Annotated in this window: 22 protein-coding genes; 7 read left to right on the plus strand and 15 right to left on the minus strand. The window is 72.7% G+C overall.

The features are described from left to right. Nucleotides 1–46 precede the first annotated feature (46 nt). From ACZ4VK_RS12605 to ACZ4VK_RS12620, 4 genes are all read right to left on the minus strand, one after another. On the minus strand, nt 47–832 hold the full coding sequence (locus ACZ4VK_RS12605; RefSeq protein ID WP_468351356.1) for an ATP-binding cassette domain-containing protein: 786 nt from the start codon (nt 830–832) through the stop codon (nt 47–49). Further along, nucleotides 829–1,884, minus strand: a complete 1,056-nt coding sequence (locus tag ACZ4VK_RS12610; protein WP_468351357.1) for an ABC transporter permease — start codon at nt 1,882–1,884, stop codon at nt 829–831. The genes ACZ4VK_RS12605 and ACZ4VK_RS12610 overlap by 4 nt, the downstream gene beginning before the upstream one ends. Next, nucleotides 1,881–2,864 (minus strand): sugar ABC transporter substrate-binding protein, encoded by a 984-nt coding sequence (locus ACZ4VK_RS12615; RefSeq protein ID WP_468352028.1) that lies wholly within the window; start codon nt 2,862–2,864, stop codon nt 1,881–1,883. The genes ACZ4VK_RS12610 and ACZ4VK_RS12615 overlap by 4 nt, the downstream gene beginning before the upstream one ends. Nucleotides 2,865–2,986: 122 nt before the next feature. After that, a complete protein-coding gene (locus ACZ4VK_RS12620; protein ID WP_468351359.1) occupies nt 2,987–3,745 on the minus strand; it encodes a GntR family transcriptional regulator in 759 nt (252 codons plus the stop codon). A 103-nt stretch (nt 3,746–3,848) separates the two neighbouring features. On the opposite strand from ACZ4VK_RS12620, the gene ACZ4VK_RS12625 reads away from it, so the two are divergent. Further along, nucleotides 3,849–4,850 (plus strand): Gfo/Idh/MocA family protein, encoded by a 1,002-nt coding sequence (locus ACZ4VK_RS12625; RefSeq protein WP_468351361.1) that lies wholly within the window; start codon nt 3,849–3,851, stop codon nt 4,848–4,850. A gap of 156 nt (nt 4,851–5,006) precedes the next feature. On the opposite strand, the gene ACZ4VK_RS12630 is transcribed toward ACZ4VK_RS12625, so the two are convergent. The 3 genes from ACZ4VK_RS12630 to ACZ4VK_RS12640 are packed head-to-tail and all read right to left on the minus strand — an operon-like array spanning nt 5,007 to nt 7,384. Continuing rightward, nucleotides 5,007–5,432 (minus strand): PaaI family thioesterase, encoded by a 426-nt coding sequence (locus ACZ4VK_RS12630; protein ID WP_468351364.1) that lies wholly within the window; start codon nt 5,430–5,432, stop codon nt 5,007–5,009. Nucleotides 5,433–5,471: 39 nt separating this feature from the next. Further along, nucleotides 5,472–6,194 (minus strand): response regulator, encoded by a 723-nt coding sequence (locus ACZ4VK_RS12635; protein WP_468351366.1) that lies wholly within the window; start codon nt 6,192–6,194, stop codon nt 5,472–5,474. After that, nucleotides 6,173–7,384, minus strand: a complete 1,212-nt coding sequence (locus tag ACZ4VK_RS12640; RefSeq protein ID WP_468351368.1) for a sensor histidine kinase — start codon at nt 7,382–7,384, stop codon at nt 6,173–6,175. The genes ACZ4VK_RS12635 and ACZ4VK_RS12640 overlap by 22 nt, the downstream gene beginning before the upstream one ends. 146 nt (nt 7,385–7,530) lie before the next feature. Between ACZ4VK_RS12640 and ACZ4VK_RS12645 the strand changes: the two genes are divergently transcribed. Further along, on the plus strand, nt 7,531–7,752 hold the full coding sequence (locus tag ACZ4VK_RS12645) for a hypothetical protein (protein WP_468351370.1): 222 nt from the start codon (nt 7,531–7,533) through the stop codon (nt 7,750–7,752). 18 nt (nt 7,753–7,770) lie between these two features. Here the strand turns inward: ACZ4VK_RS12645 and ACZ4VK_RS12650 are convergent, their stop codons facing one another. From ACZ4VK_RS12650 to ACZ4VK_RS12660, 3 genes are all read right to left on the minus strand, one after another. Further along, nucleotides 7,771–8,130: a hypothetical protein gene (locus ACZ4VK_RS12650; protein ID WP_468351372.1), complete on the minus strand. Its 360-nt coding sequence runs from the start codon at nt 8,128–8,130 to the stop codon at nt 7,771–7,773. Nucleotides 8,131–8,141: 11 nt separating this feature from the next. Further along, a complete protein-coding gene (locus ACZ4VK_RS12655; protein WP_468351374.1) occupies nt 8,142–9,071 on the minus strand; it encodes a DMT family transporter in 930 nt (309 codons plus the stop codon). A gap of 141 nt (nt 9,072–9,212) precedes the next feature. Further along, on the minus strand, nt 9,213–9,821 hold the full coding sequence (locus tag ACZ4VK_RS12660; protein WP_468351376.1) for a dihydrofolate reductase family protein: 609 nt from the start codon (nt 9,819–9,821) through the stop codon (nt 9,213–9,215). Between the two features lie 172 nt (nt 9,822–9,993). Here ACZ4VK_RS12660 and ACZ4VK_RS12665 point away from each other — a divergent pair, with 172 nt between their 5' ends. Continuing rightward, entirely contained in the window at nt 9,994–10,758 is a 765-nt protein-coding gene (locus tag ACZ4VK_RS12665) for an SDR family NAD(P)-dependent oxidoreductase (RefSeq protein WP_468351378.1), read from the plus strand. A 250-nt stretch (nt 10,759–11,008) separates the two neighbouring features. Here the strand turns inward: ACZ4VK_RS12665 and alc are convergent, their stop codons facing one another. Together alc and allB are read right to left on the minus strand one after the other, a co-directional pair. After that, entirely contained in the window at nt 11,009–12,127 is a 1,119-nt protein-coding gene (gene alc, locus ACZ4VK_RS12670) for an allantoicase (RefSeq protein ID WP_468351380.1), read from the minus strand. Between the two features lie 3 nt (nt 12,128–12,130). After that, entirely contained in the window at nt 12,131–13,465 is a 1,335-nt protein-coding gene (gene allB / locus ACZ4VK_RS12675; RefSeq protein WP_468351381.1) for an allantoinase AllB, read from the minus strand. Nucleotides 13,466–13,793: 328 nt separating this feature from the next. Between allB and ACZ4VK_RS12680 the strand changes: the two genes are divergently transcribed. Further along, nucleotides 13,794–14,600, plus strand: coding sequence for an IclR family transcriptional regulator (locus tag ACZ4VK_RS12680; RefSeq protein ID WP_468351383.1), 807 nt, complete (start codon nt 13,794–13,796; stop codon nt 14,598–14,600). A 24-nt stretch (nt 14,601–14,624) separates the two neighbouring features. Here ACZ4VK_RS12680 and ACZ4VK_RS12685 read toward each other — a convergent pair whose 3' ends face one another. Next, the gene (locus ACZ4VK_RS12685) at nt 14,625–15,290 is read right to left on the minus strand and encodes an ABC transporter ATP-binding protein (RefSeq protein WP_468351385.1); all 666 of its coding nucleotides are present in this window, start codon (nt 15,288–15,290) and stop codon (nt 14,625–14,627) included. A gap of 40 nt (nt 15,291–15,330) precedes the next feature. Further along, the gene (locus ACZ4VK_RS12690) at nt 15,331–16,410 is read right to left on the minus strand and encodes an ABC transporter permease (protein WP_468351388.1); all 1,080 of its coding nucleotides are present in this window, start codon (nt 16,408–16,410) and stop codon (nt 15,331–15,333) included. Nucleotides 16,411–16,654: 244 nt separating this feature from the next. Here ACZ4VK_RS12690 and ACZ4VK_RS12695 point away from each other — a divergent pair, with 244 nt between their 5' ends. Then, the gene (locus ACZ4VK_RS12695) at nt 16,655–17,782 is read left to right on the plus strand and encodes a sensor histidine kinase (RefSeq protein WP_468352030.1); all 1,128 of its coding nucleotides are present in this window, start codon (nt 16,655–16,657) and stop codon (nt 17,780–17,782) included. 3 nt (nt 17,783–17,785) lie between these two features. Further along, on the plus strand, nt 17,786–18,412 hold the full coding sequence (locus tag ACZ4VK_RS12700) for a response regulator (RefSeq protein ID WP_468351390.1): 627 nt from the start codon (nt 17,786–17,788) through the stop codon (nt 18,410–18,412). A 77-nt stretch (nt 18,413–18,489) separates the two neighbouring features. Here the strand turns inward: ACZ4VK_RS12700 and ACZ4VK_RS12705 are convergent, their stop codons facing one another. Then, nucleotides 18,490–18,822, minus strand: a complete 333-nt coding sequence (locus ACZ4VK_RS12705) for a DUF5955 family protein (RefSeq protein WP_468351392.1) — start codon at nt 18,820–18,822, stop codon at nt 18,490–18,492. A 229-nt stretch (nt 18,823–19,051) separates the two neighbouring features. Between ACZ4VK_RS12705 and ACZ4VK_RS12710 the strand changes: the two genes are divergently transcribed. Then, entirely contained in the window at nt 19,052–19,666 is a 615-nt protein-coding gene (locus ACZ4VK_RS12710) for a nucleotidyltransferase family protein (RefSeq protein ID WP_468351394.1), read from the plus strand. Nucleotides 19,667–19,914: the final 248 nt, after the last annotated feature.

Here is a 19,914-nt window from a genome sequence, read left to right on the forward strand (position 1 = left end):
CTGCCAGGTGGGGTGTGAAGGGGCCGTCACATCGGGACGTGCTCCGTCACGTCGTGGAGGGCCGCTCCAGTTCGTGGCGGAGGTCGTCGAGCTCGGTGCCGCCCGCCATCTGCCGGGTCAACTCGTCGAGGGTGACCGAGCCCTTGGTGTGGCTGCCGGCCATCACGCCGCGCTTCAGGAGCACGAACCGGTCCCCGACGAGGTAGGCGTGGTGCGGGTTGTGCGTGATGAGGACCACGCCGAGGCCCTGGTCGCGGGCGGCGGAGACGTACTTGAGGACGACCCCGGACTGCTTGACGCCGAGCGCGGCGGTCGGCTCGTCGAGCACGAGGACCTTGGCGCCGAAGTGGACGGCGCGGGCGATGGCCACGCACTGGCGCTCGCCGCCCGACAGGGTGCCGATCGGCTGGTCGACGTCCCGCAGGTCGATGCCCATGCGGAGCAGCGCCTCACGGGTGGTGGAGCGCATCAGGCCGGCGTCGAGCCGCTTGAACGGGCCGGAGCCCCTGGTCGGCTCGGAGCCGAGGAAGAAGTTCCGCCAGACCGGCATGAGGGGGACGACGGCGAGGTCCTGGTAGACGGTGGCGATGCCCCGGTCGAGGGCGTCGCGCGGGTTGGCGAGGGTGACCTCCTCGCCCTCGACGCGGAAGAGGCCGGCGTCGTGCCGGTGGAGCCCCGCGACGATCTTGATGAGGGTCGACTTGCCGGCGCCGTTGTCGCCGAGGACACAGGTGATCTCGCCGGAGCGGACCTCGAGGGAGACGCCTTCGAGGGCGCGGATGTTGCCGTAGTACTTGCTGACGTCGGCCAGCTCCACGAGCGGAGTCGTCATTTCGTGGCCTCCACGCGCTTGCGGATCCAGGCGTTCAGCAGGGTCGCCAGGAGGAGCATCGCTCCCAGGAAGAACTTGAACCAGTCGGGGTTCCACTCGGCGTACACGATGCCCTTGCTGGTCATGCCGAAGATGAGGGCGCCGACCGCCGAGCCGATGGCGGAGCCGTATCCGCCGGTGATCAGACAGCCGCCGATGACGGCCGCGATGATGTAGATGAGCTCGTTGCCGACGCCTTCGCCCGACTGGACGACGTCGAAGGAGAAGAGCAGGTGCTGGCCCGAGACCCAGGCACAGAAGGCCACCCCCATGTAGAGGCCGATCTTCGTCCGGTGGACGGGGACGCCGACCGCGCGGGCCGCGTCGGCGCCGCCGCCGACGGCGAAGATCCAGTTGCCGAAGCGGGTGCGGAGCAGGATCCAGGTCGCGAGCGCGACGAGGCCGAGCCACCACAGGACGGTCACCTTGAACTCGACGCCGCCGACGGTCAGCTGCGAGGCGAAGAGCTTCCGGGCGGAGGAGAAGCCCTCCATGTCGGCGATGGTCTTGGTGGAGACGGTGCCGCTGATCAGCTTGGTGAGGCCCAGGTTCAGGCCGGTCAGCATGAGGAAGGTGCCGAGCGTGATGATGAAGCTGGGCAGCTTGGTACGGGTCAGCATGAAGCCGTTGAAGACGCCGATCGCCAGGGTGACGAGCAGCGAGACGCCGACGCCCACCCAGACGTTCGCCGTCATCTGGTAGCTGAACATCGACGAGATCAGGGCCGAGCTGGTGACCATGACACCGGCGGACAGGTCGAACTCGCCGCCGATCATGAGCAGCGCGACGGGGACCGCCATGATGCCGAGGGTGGAGGCCGCGTAGAGGACGGTCCCGAGGCTGGGGGCGCGCAGGAAGCTGTCGGCGACCACCGAGAAGAAGGCGAAGACGGCGACCGCGCCGACGACCGAGCCGAGCTCGGGGCGGGCGAGGAGCTTCTTCAGCGGAGAGGTCCGGAGCAGCCGTTCGTCGACGTGGTCGATTCCGTTCGACGGCGGGGCCGTGGAGCTCATCGGGTGCCCCGCTCCGCGTAGCCGACGAGCTTGCCGGCGTCGTCCTTCGTGATGATCTGAGGGCCGGTGAGGACCGGCTTCCCGCCGCCGAGGACGTCGGCGTTGTAGCGGTACAGCCAGAGCAGGTCGACGGCCTGGTAGCCCTGGAGGTAGGGCTGCTGGTCGACGGCGAAGCCGAGGGTGCCGGCCTGGAGCGCGGTCGCGACCTTGGCGTTGAGGTCGAAGGTGTCGACCTCGGCCTTGCTGCCGGCGCTCTTCGCGGCCTGGACGGCGGCGTCGGCGAAGGGGGCGCCGAGGGTGACGACGGCGTCCAGGTCCTTGTCGGACTGGAGCTTGGCCTCGATGGACGCCTTGACGTCGGGCATGTTGGTGCCGTCGACGTACAGGTTCACGAGTTCGCCGCCGAAGGTCTTCCTCGTTCCGGCGCAGCGCTGCTCGTGGCCGACGTTGCCCTGCTCGTGCAGGACACAGAGCGCCTTCTTCCTGCCCCGCTTGTCGAGCTCCTCGCCGACGGCCTCGCCGGCGACGGTCTCGTCCTGGCCGATGTGGGTGAGCGCGCCGTACGCCTTGGACTGCTCGGCGCCCGAGTTCACGGTGATCACCGGGATGCCCGCCTTGACGGCCTTCTCGACGGCGGCCTTCATGGCGTCGGGCTTGGCGAGGGTCACGATGAGACCGTCGACGCCCTTGGAGACGTACGAGTCGATCAGCTGCGCCTGTTCCTTGCCCTCGTCGCTGTGGGCGTACAGGAAGTTGATGTTGTCCTTCACGGCGGCCTGCTTGGCACCGTTCTGGACGATGTCCCAGAAGGTGTCGCCGTCGCCGGAGTGGGTCACCATGGCGAAGGTCCAGCGGGGGGTGTCGACGGCCGCCCTGCCCTGGGCCGCGGCGGCCTTGCGGGCGTCCTCCGCCCGCTTTCCGCCGGTGCTGCTGCACCCCGCGAGCGCCCCTGTGAGTGTGAGCGCGAGCACGGCGCCGATGACGGCGCGTACCCCTCCGGTCCGAAGCCTGGTCACGAGGCGGTGCCCTCCTTTGTGTCCTTCTGCGTGCATTGCAGTATCGGTCATGCGGGTCGCGGCGCCGGTCAGGGGGTCTTCCAAGGCTACGGACGGACCATCAGCTGGAACTCGAAGGAGTAGCGGGCGGCCCGGTAGAGGTGGGATCCGAGCTCGACGGCCCGGCCGGTGTCGTCGAAGGTGACGCGTTCCATCGTGAGCAGCGGGGCGCCCTCCGGCTCGTCGAGCAGCGCCGCCTCCGCGGCGGTCGCGGCGCGGGCGCCGACGGCCTGGCGCGCGCTGTGCAGGGTGAGCGCGGCGGAGCGGAGCATCCGGTAGAGGCCGGTGGTCTCCAGGTGCGCGGTGTCCGGCTCCACGAGCCCGGCCGGCAGGTGGTTGCGCAGATACGCCAGAGGCTCGCCGTGCGCGGTGCGGAGCCGTTCGAGGTAGCGGACCTCGCTGCCCTCGGGTACGCCGAGGGCCGACGCGACCGGGACGGTGGCGGGGACGACGCGGTTGACGAGCACCCGGGTGGCGGGGAGCTGGCCCGCGGCGTCCAGGTCGTCGTAGAGGCTGCTCAGTTCCAGCGGGCGGCGGACCGTGCTGTGCACGACCTGGGTGCCGATCCCCCGGCGGCGGACGAGGAGGCCCTTGTCGACGAGGGTCTGGATGGCCTGACGGACGGTGGGACGGGAGAGGCCGAGGCGGGTGGCGAGGTCGATCTCGTTGCCGAGGAGGGTGCCCGGCGGCAGCGTCCCGTCCGCCACGGCGTCCTCCAACTGGCGGGCCAGCTGGAAGTAGAGCGGGACCGGGCTGCCGCGGTCCACGGAGAGCGGGGGCAGGGACGAGCCGGACTGCTTGGGCACGGGGAGGAGCGTAGCCCCGGGGCGCTGAGGACGGGAAGGTGTATACGTCCTGTTGTCCTGACACATCCTTGACACCGGGGAGGCACGCCTCCACGGTGGGGCCATGCGCATCGGACTCATCGGTACGGGACGGATCGGGAGTTTCCACGCGGGTGTGCTGGCCCGCCACCCGGAGGTCACGTCGCTGGTCGTGGCGGACGCGGACGCCGGCCGGGCCGCCGGAGTCGCGGGGGCGCTGGGCGCGGAGGCGGCGCCGGACGTGACGGCGCTGTTCGGGCACGCCCTGGACGCGGTGGTGATCGCCTCGGCGACGGCCGCGCACGCGGAGCTGATCGCCCGGGCGGCCGGTGCCGGGCTCCCCGCCTTCTGCGAGAAGCCGATCGCCCTGGACGTGCCGGGGACGCGGACCGCGCTCGCGGCGGTGGCGGAGGCGGGGACCGAGCTCCAGCTGGGGTTCATGCGGCGCTTCGACGCGGGGTACCGGGCGGCCCGGGAGGCCGTGCGCGCGGGGCGGCTCGGCCGGCTGCACACCGTACGGGCCGTGACCTCCGACCCGGAGCCGCCGCCCGCCGCGTATCTGCCGCTCTCCGGCGGTCTCTTCCGGGACTGTCTGGTGCACGACTTCGACATCGTCCGCTGGGTGACGGGCCGGGAGGTCGTGGAGGTGTACGCGACGGGCTCGGACGCGGGGCCCGCGATGTTCCGGGAGGCGGGGGACGTGTCCGCGGCGGCGGCGCTCCTCACCCTGGACGACGGCACGCTCGTGACGGCGACGGCGACCCGCTGCAACGGCGCGGGGTACGACGTCCGCATGGAACTGGCGGGCGACCGCGACCAGATCGCGGTGGGCCTGGACGACCGGACCCCGCTCACCTCGGTGGAGCAGCGGGGGCCGGCCGCGCCGGGGAAGCCCTGGCAGGGGTTCCTCGAGCGGTTCGCCCCCGCGTACGAGGCGGAACTCGACGCGTTCCTCCGGCTGGTGCGCGGCGAGGCGGACAACCCGTGCGACGGGCGGGAGGCCCTGGAGGCGCTGCGGATCGCCGAGGCCTGCGAGCGCTCGCGCCGGGAGCGGCGTCCGGTACGGGTGGAGGGCGCCGCCGCATAGCCGGGCGGCGCCACGGTCGTGAGGCGTGACGGTCGGGAGGCGCCACAGCCGGACAGCGTCACAGTCGGGCGGCGTCACGGTCGGGAGGCGCCACGTCGGGAGGCGCCAGAACCGGACAGCGTCGCAGTCGGGCGGCGTCGCAGTCGGGCGGCCGCCTCAAGGGTTCGCCGAGCGGACCGTGCCCTGGGCCAGGGCGCACAGCGTCTCCACGCCGTCCGCGTCGACGGTCAGCAGCTCGCAGCGGACCACCGCCTGCCTGCGGCCGGCGTGCAGGACGTCCGCGCGGGCGCGCAGGGTGCCGGCGGCGGCGGGCCTGACGTAATCGATGGAGTAGCCGGCGGTCAGGACGGCCGGACCGAGGACCGTGCCCGCGGCGAAGGTGATCGCGTTGTCGGCGGCGTACGACAGGACCCCGCCGTGCGCGAATCCGTTCTGCTGCCGCAGGTCTTCCCTGATCGCCAGCTCCAGCGTGGCGCCCCCGTCGCCGAAGGCGGTGACGGTGGCTCCGAGGAGGCGACTGAACGGCTGGGCGTCCAGCACCTTCCGGGCGAGGGCGAGGCCGGGTTCGTCGGTGTCGGTCATCCGGTCAGCCTATTCAGGGTCTGATCCGAAAGACAGATCCTAGGGGCCGTCCTCCTCGTCGAGGAGGCCCGCGTCGTGGACGAGCAGGGCGATCTGGACGCGGTTGTTGAGGCCGAGTTTGGCGAGGACGCGACTGACGTGGGCCTTGACCGTGGGGACGCTCATGTACAGCCGGGCGGCGATCTCGGCGTTGGAGCGGCCGTGGCCGACGGCGACGGCCACCTCCCGTTCGCGGGCGGAGAGTTCGGTGAGCCGTTCGGCGGCGGCACGCCGGTCCTTTTCGGCCTGTCCGTGCGGCCCGTAAGGTGCCTGCGGTCCGTGCTGTCCGGCGACGTGGGTCATCAACTGGCGGGTGACGGCCGGGGAGAGCACCGGGTCCCCGGTGGCGACGCGGCGGACGGCGGCGAGGATCTCGGCGGGCGGGGTGTCCTTGAGGACGAAGCCCGCGGCCCCGGCCCGCAGGGCGCGCAGCACCTGTTCGTCGGCGTGGAAGGTGGTGAGGACGACGACCTCGGGGGCGCCTGGCCGGGCGCGGAGGCGTTCGGTGGCGGTGAGCCCGTCGATGTGGGGCATCCGGATGTCCATGAGGACGACGTCGGGGGCGAGCCGGTCGACGAGTTCGGGGACCTCGCGGCCGTCGGCGCCCTCGCCGACGATCTCCAGGTCCTCGGCGCCGCCGAGCATGAGGGTGAGGCCCGCGCGGACCAGGGGGTCGTCGTCGACGATGAGCAGCCGGATGGTCATGCGGGCCACGGTAGCCATGCGTGGAGGCTGAATCCGCCGTCGGGGTCCTGCCCGTGGTCGAGACGGCCACCGGCGAGGGTGGCGCGTTCGGTGAGTCCGATGAGGCCCTGGCCCGAGCCGGGGACGTGCGGGACCGGCCCGGCCGGTGCGGGGTTGTGGACGCCGACGGTGAGGCCCTCGCCGGGGCGGCCCCGCACCGTGACGGTGACCTTCGTGCCGGGGGCGTGTTTGCGGGCGTTGGTGAGGCCCTCCTGGGCGATGCGGTAGACGGTGCGGCCGGTGGCGGCGGGCACGGTCGCCGGTTCGTCCACGGTGGTGTCGAGGACGACGTCCGCCCCGGCCTCGCGGGATTCGTCGATCAGCGCGCCGAGGGTGGCGAGCGTGGGCTGCGGTCGGTCGCCGTCACCGTTCTCGCCGGGCGCACGGAGCACTCCGATGATCTCGCGGAGGTCCTGGAGGGCTTCGTGGGCGCTGTCGCGGATGACTCCGGCGGCGCGGGCGATCTGCTCGGGAGGCGCGTCGGGCCGGAACTCCAGGGCTCCGGCGTGGACGCTGAGCAGGGTGAGCCGGTGGGCGAGGACGTCGTGCATCTCGCGGGCGATGGACTCGCGGGCGAGCCGCTGGGCCTGGGCGGCCCGCAGTTCGGCCTCGGCCTCGGCGCGGCGGGCGCGCTCCCTGAGGGCCTCGACGAGCTGGCGGCGGGCGCGGACGAGCATGCCCCAGGCGGTGACGAGCAGGACGAGGACGAGGCCGATGCCGATGGAGAGGCCCGAGTTGATGGTCGGGTCGGGCCGGACGAAGACCTGGACGGTGGAGGCGGCGGCGGCGAGCGCCCCGAGCCAGGCGACCTCGCGGAAGGGACGGCGTACGGCGACGCTGAACAGGCTCGCGAGGAGGGCTCCGGCGGCGACCGGGGCCACGAGGCTCACCAGGGAGAGGGCGACCGCGAGCCCGATGGGCCATCTGCGGCGCAGCCAGAGGGCACCGCAGGCGGCGGCACCGGCCAGCTGGTCGAGGAGGGTGACGGTCTCGCTGGTGTACTCCGCGCTGGTGTCGGCGGCGAGGAGGCCGACGAGCGCGGCGAGGAGGAACAGCGAGGTGTCCACGATCCAGTCGCGGAGGGTACGGCGGGGCCGGGCCACCCCGGTCCCGCCCGGTTCGACCAGGTGGGAGGGGAGCAGCCACCGCTGCCGGTCCGTACGAGTCATGTCCGCAAATGTACGCAGGCCAGGTGCGATCCGGCGGTCGTACGGGCCGTCGTGCTACCGGAGTCGCCGAGGTCGAGACTTTGGTATCGACCGTCGTAGACGAGCGGCGGACGCGGGCGGTCGGCCCTTCCCTCCATGATCGGATCATGAAGGGATTTCTTGAGGGTCTCGGGGCCCTGCTGCTGGTGTCCGGTATTGCCGGAGTGATTCGTGAACTGACCGACGGCTGGTTCGGCTTCCTGGGCCTGACCCGGTTCCTCACGGAGAACGTGTGGTTCCTGGAGGGCCGGGAGCTGTTCGCGAACATCGTGATCGCGGTCCTCGGGCTGGTCGTCGCGATCGCGGGGAGCCGAATAGCGAAGGCCTGAGCCGGCGGCTTCCCGGTGTCAGGCGCTCGCGCGGTCGAGGCGGGTGACCTCGGCGAGGTGTTCGGCCATGCGGTGGGACACGGAGCCGCTGGTGTAGAGGACTCCGCCGATGACGGCCACGGGCACGGACGCGCCGAGAACGGCGAGGAGTGCGGGCCAGTCGCGCTCGTTGACGCAGCGGCTGTCGCTGTTGTGGAGGTTCTCGCTGGTGAAGCGGGAGGTGCACTCGCGGCTGTACTCACCGGTCTCGTAGGGCGTGAAGAGGAGCACCGCGAGCCAGATCCACAGGAGCCCGGCCACGGCGAGGAGTCCGAGTCCCCATGCCTGGGTGCGACGGGCCCGGGCGCGGAAGGCGTTGTCGTACACGAGTGAACTCATGGTCGAAGAACCTACCCGGCGTCCTTCTCTGCGGCCCGGCGGCCCCAGCCGGTGCCCGCGAGCACGAGGATCACGCCCACGACGCCGAGGACCCCGAGGCGGTCGCCGGCGAGGGCGATGCCGGCGGCGGCGGCCCAGAGCGGTTCCGTGCCGAGGAGGAGGCTGACCCGGGAGGGGGAGCTGCGGCGGACCGCCCACATCTGTACGAAGAAGGCGAAAAGCGTGCAGAAGACGGAGAGGAAGAGCAGCCCCGCCCACTCGCGGGGGCCGAAGTCGAGGGCCACCGCCCAGGGCGAGGCGCCGGTGCCGGGGAAGGCCGCGATGACGGCGAAGACGGCGACGGCGGAGCCGAGCTGCACGGTGGTGAGGGAGAGCGAGTCGGCCGACGCGACCGCCTTGATCCGGGACATGGCCAGGACGTGGACGGTACGGGCGACGGCGGCGAGCAGCATGAGGAGGTCGCCGAGCGAGGGGGTCGTGAAGCCGCCGCCCTGGGTGAGGAGGACGACGCCGGTGACGGAGAGCGCGGCGGCGGCGACGAAGGCGCGGGACGGCGGGACCCTGGTGACGGCGGCCTCGGCGAGCGGGGTGAGGATCATGGTGAGGCTGATGATCAGGCCCGCGTTGGTGGCGGAGGTGTGGACGACGCCGTAGGTCTCCAGGAGGAAGATCCCGCTGAGGATCAGTCCGAGGGTCGCGGCGCCGCGCCACTGGGCCGCGCTCAGCGCCCGCAGCCTGGCCCATCCGGCGACGACGAGGACGGGCAGCACGACCGCGAACCGCAGGACGAGGACCGCGATGACGGTGTGGGTGGTGGTGATTCCCTTCGCCGCGAGGTAGCTGGCGCCCCAGACGACGGCGACGAGCAGGACGGGCAGGTCGGTGAGCCAGGCGCGGCGCGGGGCGCGGAGGGACATGGGGGCGGCGATCGAAGCCGACATGGGGGCCGTTCTCCAACTCTTGCGGCGGGGTGGAGACTTCGACGGCTCGCACTCGGAGCGATCACCGTACCCGGCCGGGCCCGTGGTGGCTACACCTTTCCCTCGGCCTCCGTGTCGGAGGCTGCCGCACTCGGGACGTCGTCAGTAGCTGCCGTACTCGGGACGTCCCGTCCGCTCGTACGTGAGGCAGGCGACGCCCGACGCCGTGGTGCTCGACGCGGTGGTGCGGAAGGCGGTGGGGCGGACGCCCTCGGAGAAGAGACGGCGGCCGGTGCCGAGGACCACCGGGAAGACGAGCAGGTGCAGGGTGTCGATCAGGTCGTGGTCGAGCAGGGTCCGGGCGAGGCCGCCGCTGCCGTGCATCTGGATCTCGCCGTCGACGCTCTCCTTGAGGTCGGCGACCTCCTTCACCACGTCGCCGCGCAGGAGCGTGGTCCCGGCCCAGTCGGCGGAGTCGAGGGTGGTGGTGGCGACGTACTTGGGGAGGGCGTTGAGCTTGGAGGCGATCGGGTCGTCGGGGTCGTCGTGCCGCGGCCAGTAGCTCGCGAAGATCTCGTACGTGCGGCGGCCGAGGAGGAAGGCGGTCGGGCGGGTGAAGACCTCGTTCATGTACTGCCCGAAGTCCTCGTCGCCGAACGGCACGGACCAGCCGCCGTGCTCGAAGCCGCCGCTCGGGTCCTCCTGCGGGCCGCCGGGGGCCTGGTGGACGCCGTCGAGGGTGAGGAACTGGGTGAGGCTGAGGGTGGCCATGGTGGGTGCCCTTTCTGTTCTCCGGACCATCGTGTCCTGGAAGCTCTGACCGCGCCGCCGGAGGGAACTCATCGGTGTCCGGGTCGGCGTCCGATACCCGCCAGCGCGGGGCCGCCCCACCGACTTTCATTGAACCCGCAACCACTTGATGACTTCACACGGAGGTTCCGGGATGTCCACGACGCACAGCACGATGAGCGGCACGATGAACGGCACGGCGGTTCTGGTGACGGGCGGAAGCCGGGGGATCGGCGCGGCCACGGCCGTACGTCTGGCCCGTGAGGGCGCCGACGTGGCCTTCACCTACGTCCAGGACGAGACCCGGGCCAAGGAGGTCGCCGCGCTGATCGAGGCGGCCGGACGCAGGGCGCTCCCCCTGCGGGCGGACGCGGCCGACGCCGGGGACGCGGCGGGAGCGGTGAACTGGGCGGCGGACGCCCTGGGACGGCTCGACGTCCTCGTGAACAACGTGGGTGCCGGGGTCCTCGGCCCCCTGGAGTCCCTGACCCTCGCCGACGTCGACCGGGTCCTCGCGGTCAACGTCCGGGCGGCCTTCCTCGCCTCGCAGGCGGCGTCCCCGCGCCTGCCGGAGGGCGGGCGGATCGTCACGATCGGCACGTGCATGACCCAGCGGGTGCCGGGCCCGGGCGGCACGCTGTACGCCACCAGCAAGTCGGCGCTCGTCGGCCTGACGAAGGCGCTCGCCCGGGAGCTGGGCGGGCGCGGCATCACGGCCAACATCGTCCACCCGGGCCCCGTCGACACGGACATGAACCCGGCGGACGGCCCGTACGCGGAGGGCCAGGCGGCGATGACGGCCCTGGGCCGCTTCGGCACCCCGGACGAGGTGGCCGCGATGGTCGCCTTCCTGGCGGGGCCGGAGGGCCGGTACGTGACGGGCGCGGAGTTCTCGGTGGACGGGGGGCACGCGGCCTGACACGACGCCGGGTGGGCAGGGCCCGGCGAGTGAGCCGAAGGGGCGCGGCCGGGGGAACAGGGTCGAGCGCGCGGAGCCTCCCGAGGAACGAGGGAGGCGAGCACGGTCGCCCCAGTAAGCCCGGCTTGAGCGCCCCGGAGGAGAACCGAGCCCAAAAAAAGGGGGGAGCGAGGGCGCACCGTGCTGTCGGGTCGGTGCGCCCTCGCGGGCCGGGCGGGGTGTCGTACCCGCCCAGGTCAGGTGGAGCCGGTCAGCCACCCAGTTCCTGGTGGCGGGCGGTCAGCCGTGCCGTACCGGCCTCGGTCAGGGAGCCGAAGAGGCGGAGGCGGGAGATGCCGCCGTCCGGGTAGATGTCGATCCGGACGCGGGAGCCGACCGCCGGGGTGTCCAGGACGAACCGGTGGTTGGTGTCGGGCTGGAGGCGGGTCCTGGGCAGGATCTCGGTCCACTCCTCGGAGCCCTCGGCGGCGACGGAGAGCGCGGCCCAGCCGGCGCTGTTGCCCTTGAGGTACGCGGTGTCGATCTCGACGGCGCGGATCTCGGACTCGGCGGCCAGCTGGTAGCGGATCCAGTCGTTGCCCTTGTCGCGGCGGCGGCGCGTCTCCCAGCCGTCGTCCATCTTGCGGGAGCGGCCCGGCTGGATGGTGTTGGTGGCCGGGGAGTAGAAGCGGTCGGAGGCGTCCTCGACCTGGCCGCCGTTCTCAAGAGCCGCGAGGTCGAAGGTCCCCAGGACGGCGAGCCACGCCGGGTCGGGGGCGACCTCGCCGTACACGCGGAGGCGGGCGATGCCGCCGTCGGGGTGCTGGTTGACGCGGAGGTGGGTGAAGCGCTGCTCGACGTCGACGGCGAAGCCGTTGGCGGCGTGGCCGCCGACGGCGGTGCGCGGGACGAGCGTCGTCCACTTCACGTCGTCGGCGAGGAGCTCATCGGGCGAGGGCGAGCCGGCGACGGAGGCGGCCTCGACGGAGACGGCCTGCGGGTAGTTGCCGCGGAAGTGGGCCGTGTCGACGACGATGCCGCGGACGACGCCGGGCGCGCCGAGGCGTACGAGCGCCCAGTCGTGGTCGTCCTCGGTGGGGTGCGGCTGCTGGGCGGAGACGCCACGGCGGCGGCGGGTCTCCCAGCCGTCCATGATCTTGCCCTTGTGGCCGAAGTGCTCGGGGTCGAACTCGGCGGCGTCGGGCTTGAGCAGGTTCTCGCGCTCCGCGAAGAACTCGTCGTTGGCGGCGATGACGCCCGCGCCGAGGCGGCGGTCGGCGAGGTCCGCGTACCGGGTGAAGGGGAACTCGGCCGTGCGGTAGTCGGCGTACGGGTCGCCGCCGCCGTAGGGGCTGGCGTCGCCGGTGAAGGAGGGTATGCCGGTGCTCACGGGTCAGTTGTTCCTTTCGAGGAGGCGGCCGGTCGGCTCGGCGAGGGTGCCGCGGTCGACGATGCGCTCTCCGCGCAGCCAGGTGGAGGTGACGACGCCGCTGAGGGTCTTGCCCGCGTAGGCGGTGATCCGGTTGCGGTGCTGGAGCTCGGCCGGGTCGACGGTGAAGGTGGCGTCCGGGGCGAGGACGGCGAAGTCGGCGTCGCGGCCGGCCTCGATGGCGCCCTTGCGGGTGAGTCCGGCGAGCCGGGCCGGGCCCTCGGACATCCAGCGGACGACGTCCTCCAGGGTGTGGCCGCGGCGGCGGGCCTCGGTCCAGATGGCGGGCAGGCCGAGCTGGAGGGAGGAGATGCCGCCCCAGGCGGAGGCGAAGTCGGGCGTCTTGAGGTCGGCGGTGGACGGGGAGTGGTCGGAGACGACGCAGTCGATGGTGCCGTCGGCGAGGCCCTGCCAGAGGGCGTCCTGGTTGGCGGCCTCCCGGATGGGCGGGCAGCACTTGAACTCGGTGGCGCCGTCCGGGATCTCCTCGGCGGTGAGCGTGAGGAAGTGCGGGCAGGACTCGACGGTGACCTTGACGCCCTCGGCCTTGGCGGCGGCGAGGAGCGGCAGCGCGTCGGACGAGGAGAGGTGGAGGACGTGCACGCGGGCGTTCAGCCGGCGCGCCTGATTGATCAGGTTCTCGATCGCCGTGTTCTCGGCGTCGCGGGGCCGCGAGGCGAGGAAGTCGGCGTACGCGCCGCCCGAGCGCTGAGGCGCGGCGGCGAGGTGGTGGGGGTCCTCGGCGTGCACGATCATCAGCCCGTCGAAGCCGGAGATCTCGGCGAGCGAGGTCGCCAGCTGCTCCTGGTCGAGCTCGGGGAACTCCTCGACGCCGGACGGCGAGAGGAAGCACTTGAATCCGAAGACGCCGGCGTCGTGGAGGGGCCGCAGGTCCTTGACGTTGTCGGGCAGGGCACCGCCCCAGAAACCGACGTCGATGTGGGCCTTGCTGCGGGCGACCTCCTGCTTGACGCGCAGGTTCTCCACGGTCGTGGTCGGGGGCAGGGAGTTGAGCGGCATGTCGAGGAGGGTGGTGATGCCGCCGGCGGCGGCCGCGCGGGTGGCGGTCCAGAAGCCCTCCCACTCGGTGCGGCCGGGGTCGTTCACGTGCACGTGGGTGTCGACGAGTCCGGGCAGGACGACGTCGTCGCCGACGTCCTCGAGCCGGGCGCCGTCGGGTACCTCGGCGTCGTACGGCAGCACGGCCGCGATCGTCCCTCCGGAGACGGCGATCGACGCCGGGCGCGTCCCCTCGGGGGTGATGACACGCGTCGAGCGCAGGACCAGGTTGACGTCCACCCGTACCCCTTCTTCAAGCACTGCAGCGGTTATTTCAACGAACTGTTGAAAGGGAGTGTTCACTTCCGGGCGACATGTCGTCAAGGGCACACTTCCAGCATCGGACGCCGACGAACCATGCTTGGATGTTTCCACAAAGTGGAATCAGAATTCCGTACAGTAGAACGTAGCTCCGCACATGCGGGGCGGACCCCGGCCCCGCCGGGCCCGCGCCGACACCGGACAAACACCCCCTGACCGGCCCGTACGCCGGTACCGGGGCCATGTGCCCCGGCCGGGGGCCCGGTAGGCTGCAGCCTTGCCCGCCTGCCTCGAAAGGACCGTTGACGTGCCGACGTCCAGCGCCAGCACCACCGACGCCGCCAAACCCGCCGCGAGCGGGGGCGTCCAGTCCCTTGAGCGTGCCTTCGACCTCCTGGAGCGGATGGCCGACGCCGGGGGCGAGGTCGGGCTGAGCGAGCTCTCCGCCAGCAGCGGACTCCCGCTCCCCACCATCCACCGTCTGATGCGCACCCTGGTCGCCTGCGGCTATGTGCGTCAGCAGCCCAACCGGCGGTACGCGCTCGGCCCCCGGCTCATCCGGCTCGGCGAGTCCGCCTCCCGCCTCCTCGGCACCTGGGCCCGCCCGTACCTGGCGCGGCTCGTCGAGGAGACCGGCGAGACGGCGAACATGGCGCTGCTCGACGGCGACGAGATCGTGTACGTGGCGCAGGTGCCGTCCAAGCACTCGATGCGCATGTTCACCGAGGTCGGCCGCCGGGTGCTGCCGCACTCCACCGGCGTCGGCAAGGCGCTCCTCGCGCACACCCCGGCGGAGGAGGTGCGCGCGCTGCTCGCCCGTACCGGCATGCCGGCCGCGACCGAGAAGACGATCACCACGCCGGAGGGCTTCCTCGACGCGCTCGTCGCCGTCCGCGAGACGGGGTACGCGGTCGACGACAACGAGCAGGAGATAGGAGTCCGCTGCCTCGCGGTGTCGGTGCCCGACTCCCCCACCGCGGCGGCGATCTCCATCTCGGGCCCGGCGGGCCGGGTGACGGAGGCGGCGACGGAGAAGATCGTCCCGATCCTCCAGGAGGTCGCCCGCGAACTGTCGGCGGCGCTCGCGAACACGGCGGGCAACGGCGGGAGCTGACGCGCTCCCGCCGTCGCGGACCCCCTAGACGAGCCGGCCGTCCCGCATCGTCACCACGTGGTCCGCGCGGGCGACGTGGGTACGGTCGTGGGTGACCAGCACCGTCGCCGTGCCCCGCTCCACCGTCAGCGAGGCGAGCAAGTCCATGATCGCCGCCCCCCGTTCGTGGTCGAGCGCGCTGGTCGGCTCGTCGACGAGGAGCACGGACGGCTCGTTCATCAGGGCCCGCGCGATGTTCACCCGCTGCCGCTGACCACCCGACAGCTGGTGCGGCCTGCGACGGGCCTGGTCCGCGAGGCCCACGGCGTCGAGGAGTTCCATGGCCCGGTCCCGTACCGCCTTCGGCGCGCGCCCGGACAGATGGGCCATCACCTGCAGCTGCTCGGCCGCGCTCAGCGAGGGCAGCAGGTTGGGCTGCTGGAAGACGATCCCGATGTGCTCGCGGCGCAGCTCGGCGCGGGCGGCGGGGGTGAGCGGCCCCGTGTCCGTACCGGCGACGACGACCCCGCCCCGGTCCGGGGTCACCAGGGTCGCGGCGACCGCGAGCAGGCTGGACTTGCCGGAGCCCGAGGGACCGACGACCGCCGTGAGCGTACCGGCGGGGACGGTGAGGGAGACGTCGTCGAGGGCGGTGAGGCGGCCTTCCCCATCGGGGTAGGTGAGGGTGACGGCGTCGAGGACGAGACTCATGGGCTGCTCCGGGGCGGGGTGACGGCATCGAGGGCGGGAATCATCGGGCGCTCCCGAGGGCGGTGAGCGGGTCGACGGAGGTGATCCGCCGGATGGACAGCGCCGCGCCGAGCACGCCGAGGACGATGATCACGGCGGCCGGGCCGAGGACGGTGAGCGGTTCCAGGAGGAACGGCACGTTGCCGCCGCTGACCAGGGCACCGATGCCGACGGCGAGCGCGGTGCCGAGCAGCGTGCCCCCGCCGAGCATGAGGACGGCCTGCCCGAGGGCGTCCCTGAGGAGGTACGGGGTGGAGGCGCCGAGCGCCTTGAGGACGGCGACGTCACCGCTGCGCTGGATGGTCCAGACGGTGAAGAAGGCTCCTATGACCAGCGCGGAGATGACGAAGAGGAACCCGCGCATGAGCTGGAGCGAGCCGTTCTCGGCCTGGTAGGACGCTATGGCGGTGAGGGCCCCGTCGACGGTCCGCGCCTCGGTGCCGACGGCCTTGTCTCCGGCCGCCCAGTCGGCTCCCTCACCCCCGCGCAGCGCGATGACGGTGGCCTGTTCCCGCGTGGTCGTGCCGCTGTGGCCGAGCCGCTGCCAGTCGTCGAGGGAGGTCCACACCACGGGGGTGTGGCTGTACGAGGCGTCGCCCGCGACCGCCGCGACGACGAGCTCCAGCGGGCCGAGGCGGACGGCGTCACCCGTGGTCACGGCCAGTTCCTCGGCCGCCGACTCGGACAGGATTGCCTTCCCGGCGCCGGGGTTCACGGGCGCGAGCCCGGCCCCCGGCTCGGTGCCGAAGGCGGACACGGCGGCGGTACGGTCCCCGGCGGCGGCGTTGAGGGTACGGATGCCGAGCGGTGCCGCGGCCGTCACCCCGGGCCGCTCCGACCAGCGGCGCCACTGCTCCTCCGTCACCGTCGAGTTGGTGAAGGAGACCGACTGCCCGGACGGCGGCGCCGCGAAGGCCAGCCGGTCGGCGGGCAGCCCGGTGATCGCGGAGATGTTCTCCCGCGCGAGCCCGGCGGTCAGCCCTGACAGCAACCCCACGAGCAGGGTGATCAGCACGATCACGGTGCCCATGAGGGCGAATCGCCCCTTGGCGAATCTGAGGTCTCTCCATGCCACGAACATGCTGACCAGAGTGGTCCGCAGGGCGCCGCTCCGGCATCGCGCCACGGATGGCTCCGTAATCAATCTTTCGGTTGAGCCCGGATGGTCGCCCGGTGTCTACGCTGGAGGGATCATGGCTCCCCGCCCCTCCCCCCGCCCCGCTCCCCCTACCTCCCCCCACCCCACGCCGCCTTCCCCCCTCCACCCCGCCCGGCGGTCCCTCACGCCCGCCCTGCGCGCGCTGCGTCTCTGTCTGCACCTGCTGATGGCGGGCCTGCTCGCGCTCGCGGCGGTACGGGCGGGGTCGGCCGCGGGGACGGCGCTCGCGGCGGTGACGGGCGCGGTGTACGCGGCGGGTTCGTATCTGCCGTCGGTACGGAGTTCGCAGCGGGCGGCCGCCGTGTGGCTGGGGGTCCTGGGCGCGTCCTGGCTCGCGCTGCTCTGGCAGACGCCGGAGGCGCTCTGGATCGCCTTCCCGCTCTACTTCGTGCAGCTGCATCTGCTGCCCGCGCGCTGGTCTCTGCCGGTGGTGGCGCTGACGGCGGTCGCGGCGATCCTCTCGTACGTGGGGCACGGCGCCGCCCTCAACCCGGGCGTCTTCATCGGACCGCTGCTCGGCGCGGCGGTCGCGGTGGCGACGGTCCTCGGCTACCAGGCGCTCTACCGGGAGAGCGAGCGGCGGCGCCGGCTCATCGAGGAGCTGATCACGACGCGGGCGGAGCTGGCGGCGGCGGAGCGGCACGCGGGGACGCTCGCGGAGCGGGAGCGGCTCGCGCGGGAGATCCACGACACGCTCGCGCAGGGCCTGTCCTCGATCCAGCTGCTGCTGCGGGCGGCCGAGCGGGCACTGCCGCCGGGCTCCCCGGCCGCCGGCCACATCGACCGGGCGCGCCGGGCGGCGCAGGACAACCTGGCGGAGGCGAGGCGCTTCGTCCGCGCCCTTTCACCGCCGGATCTGGAGCACGGGTCCCTGGCGGGGGCGCTGGAGCGGCTGTGCGAGCCGGGGGCCGGATCACGTGCGTACGGGCCGGGCGACACCGGGCCTCGGGTCCGGTTCTCGGTCAGCGGTACGCCGGTCGAGCTGCCGACGCCGTACGAGGTGGCGCTGCTGCGGATCGCGCAGTCGGCGCTCGCGAACACGGTCAGGCACGCGGCGGCCTCGCGGGCGGAGATCACGCTGTCGTTCATGGACGCCTCGGTCACCCTGGACGTGGTCGACGACGGCAAGGGCTTTGATCCCGCTGCCGTACGCCCTCCGTCGTCCGACGGCGGTTTCGGGCTTCCGGCGATGCGCTCGCGGGCGGAGTCGCTCGGCGGCACGTTCACCGTGGAGTCCGCGCCCGGCCAGGGCACGGCGGTCGCCGTGTCCCTCCCTCTCCCCGCTGGAGTCTGAACGATGACCATCCGTCTCCTCCTGGCCGACGACCACCCGGTCGTACGGGCGGGTCTGCGCGCGGTCCTCGACACGGAGCCGGACTTCGCCGTCGTCGCGGAGGCGGCCACCGCCGAGCGCGCGGTGGAGCTGGCCGGCGCCGGGGGCGTGGACGTGGTCCTGATGGACCTGCAGTTCGGCTCCGGGATGCACGGCTCGGAGGCGACGGCGGCGATCACGGCGGCGCCCGGCGGGCCGAAGGTGCTGGTCCTGACGACGTACGACACGGACGCGGACATCCTGGCGGCGGTGGAGGCGGGCGCCTCCGGCTACCTCCTGAAGGACGCGCCGCCGGAGGAGCTGGCGGCGGCGGTGCGGACGGCGGCGGCCGGGCAGTCGGCCCTGGCTCCGGCGGTGGCGCACCGGCTCATGGACCGGATGCGGACCCCGGCGGAGGCGCTGACGAAGCGCGAGCTGGAGGTGCTCCAGCTGGTGGGCGAGGGCCTGTCGAACCAGCAGATCAGCAAGGCGCTGTTCCTGAGCCAGGCGACGGTGAAGTCCCACCTGGTGCACATCTTCGCGAAGCTGGGCGTGGACTCGCGCACGGCGGCGGTGGCGACGGCGACGGCACGCCGACTGATCAGGCGGTAGGCCCCGGGGCCTGGACGGGGGCGGGTCCCGGCCCATCAGTCGGCGGTCCCGGCCGTTCAGTCGGCGCGCCCGGCCGATCAGCCGGCGGGCCCCGGGTCCTGGACCGGCGGCGGCCCGAAGAGTTCGACGGCGCGGCGGACCCCGGCGAGCCCCTCGGCGAGGGCGCTGACGGAGCCGACGCAGCCCGCGACGATCAGCAGGGAGCGGCGCAGCCGCCGTACCTCGGGGGCGCCGCTGAGCGCCATCGCGTCCAGGGCCGCGAGCTCTCCCTCGGCGATGCCGCGATCCGCGAACTCCACTCGATGGGCAGCCAGTTCGCGCCGCAGCCGCGACACGGCGAACCGCAGTTCGGCCACCCTGGGGTCCACGCCCTCGCCGGTCACTCGCCTCTGCCCCACGCTTCGCAACACGGTTCTCCCCCTCGCACCACACTGTGCGCAGAACGCCGTACTCCGAACACACCGACCACACCACACACACCGCACACCAGAGACCGCACGGACCGGGACGACCCGGCGGTCGGTGGCCGGGCGCCGCGAGTCGCGGGCCAGTTAACTCCTTCGCCACCCCGGCGCGCCACCCTTGGTGGACGGAATTCAGGCGACCGTGTCATTCCGCCTGATGCGGTATGCACTCCTCATGACATCTGCGAAGGATCGAACCCCCGTCGTCGCCGGTCTGCTGCTCGCCGCCGGGGGCGGGCGGCGGCTCGGGGGACGGCCCAAGGCGCTGCTCTCCCATCGGGGGCGGCCCCTGGTGGAGCACGCGGTGGGGGTGCTGCGCGCGGCCGGGTGCGAGGTGGTGCATGTGGTGCTCGGCGCGTCGGCCGACGCGGTGCGGGAGCGGGCGGAGCTGCCCGGTTGTGTGCTGGTGGACAACCCGGACTGGGCGGAGGGAATGGGTTCCTCGCTGCGGGCCGGGCTCGTGTCGCTGACCGCCGATCCGCGCGGGGTGGACGCGGCCCTGGTGCTGCTCGTCGACCAGCCGGGCATCGGGGCGGAGGCGGTGGCGCGGGTGCGGGCGGCGTACGGCTCGCGGGAGACGCTGGCGGCGGCGTCGTACGACGGGGAGCGCGGCCATCCGGTGCTGTTCGGGGCCGGGCACTGGGCGGGGATCGCCGCGTCGGCGGTGGGCGACCGGGGCGCGCGGGACTATCTGGCGGCGCACCGGGATGCGATCACGCCGGTGGACTGTTCGGATGTGGCCGAGCCGTACGACATCGACACGGAGGCGGATCTGGCCCATCTGGAGTGAAGGGGCGCGAGCGGGCGCGTGAGCGCGGTGTGCACGCCGTGGCACCGAGCGCCACGATCTGTCGATCCAGAGAATCTCGACATCAACAAACCATTGAACTTCCACCATGAGGAAACTAGTATCCACTGTTCAGAAGCGCCTGCTCGTACAGAAGGCGCTTGCGGCCGTATCTCGGCGCCGGCGGCACTCCGTGCCGTCACGCGACGCCCGGCGGCCGCCTGGCACCGCCCGTGAAGTCCGCTGAAGGA

Source organism: Streptomyces sp. NPDC028711 (assembly GCF_055565415.1).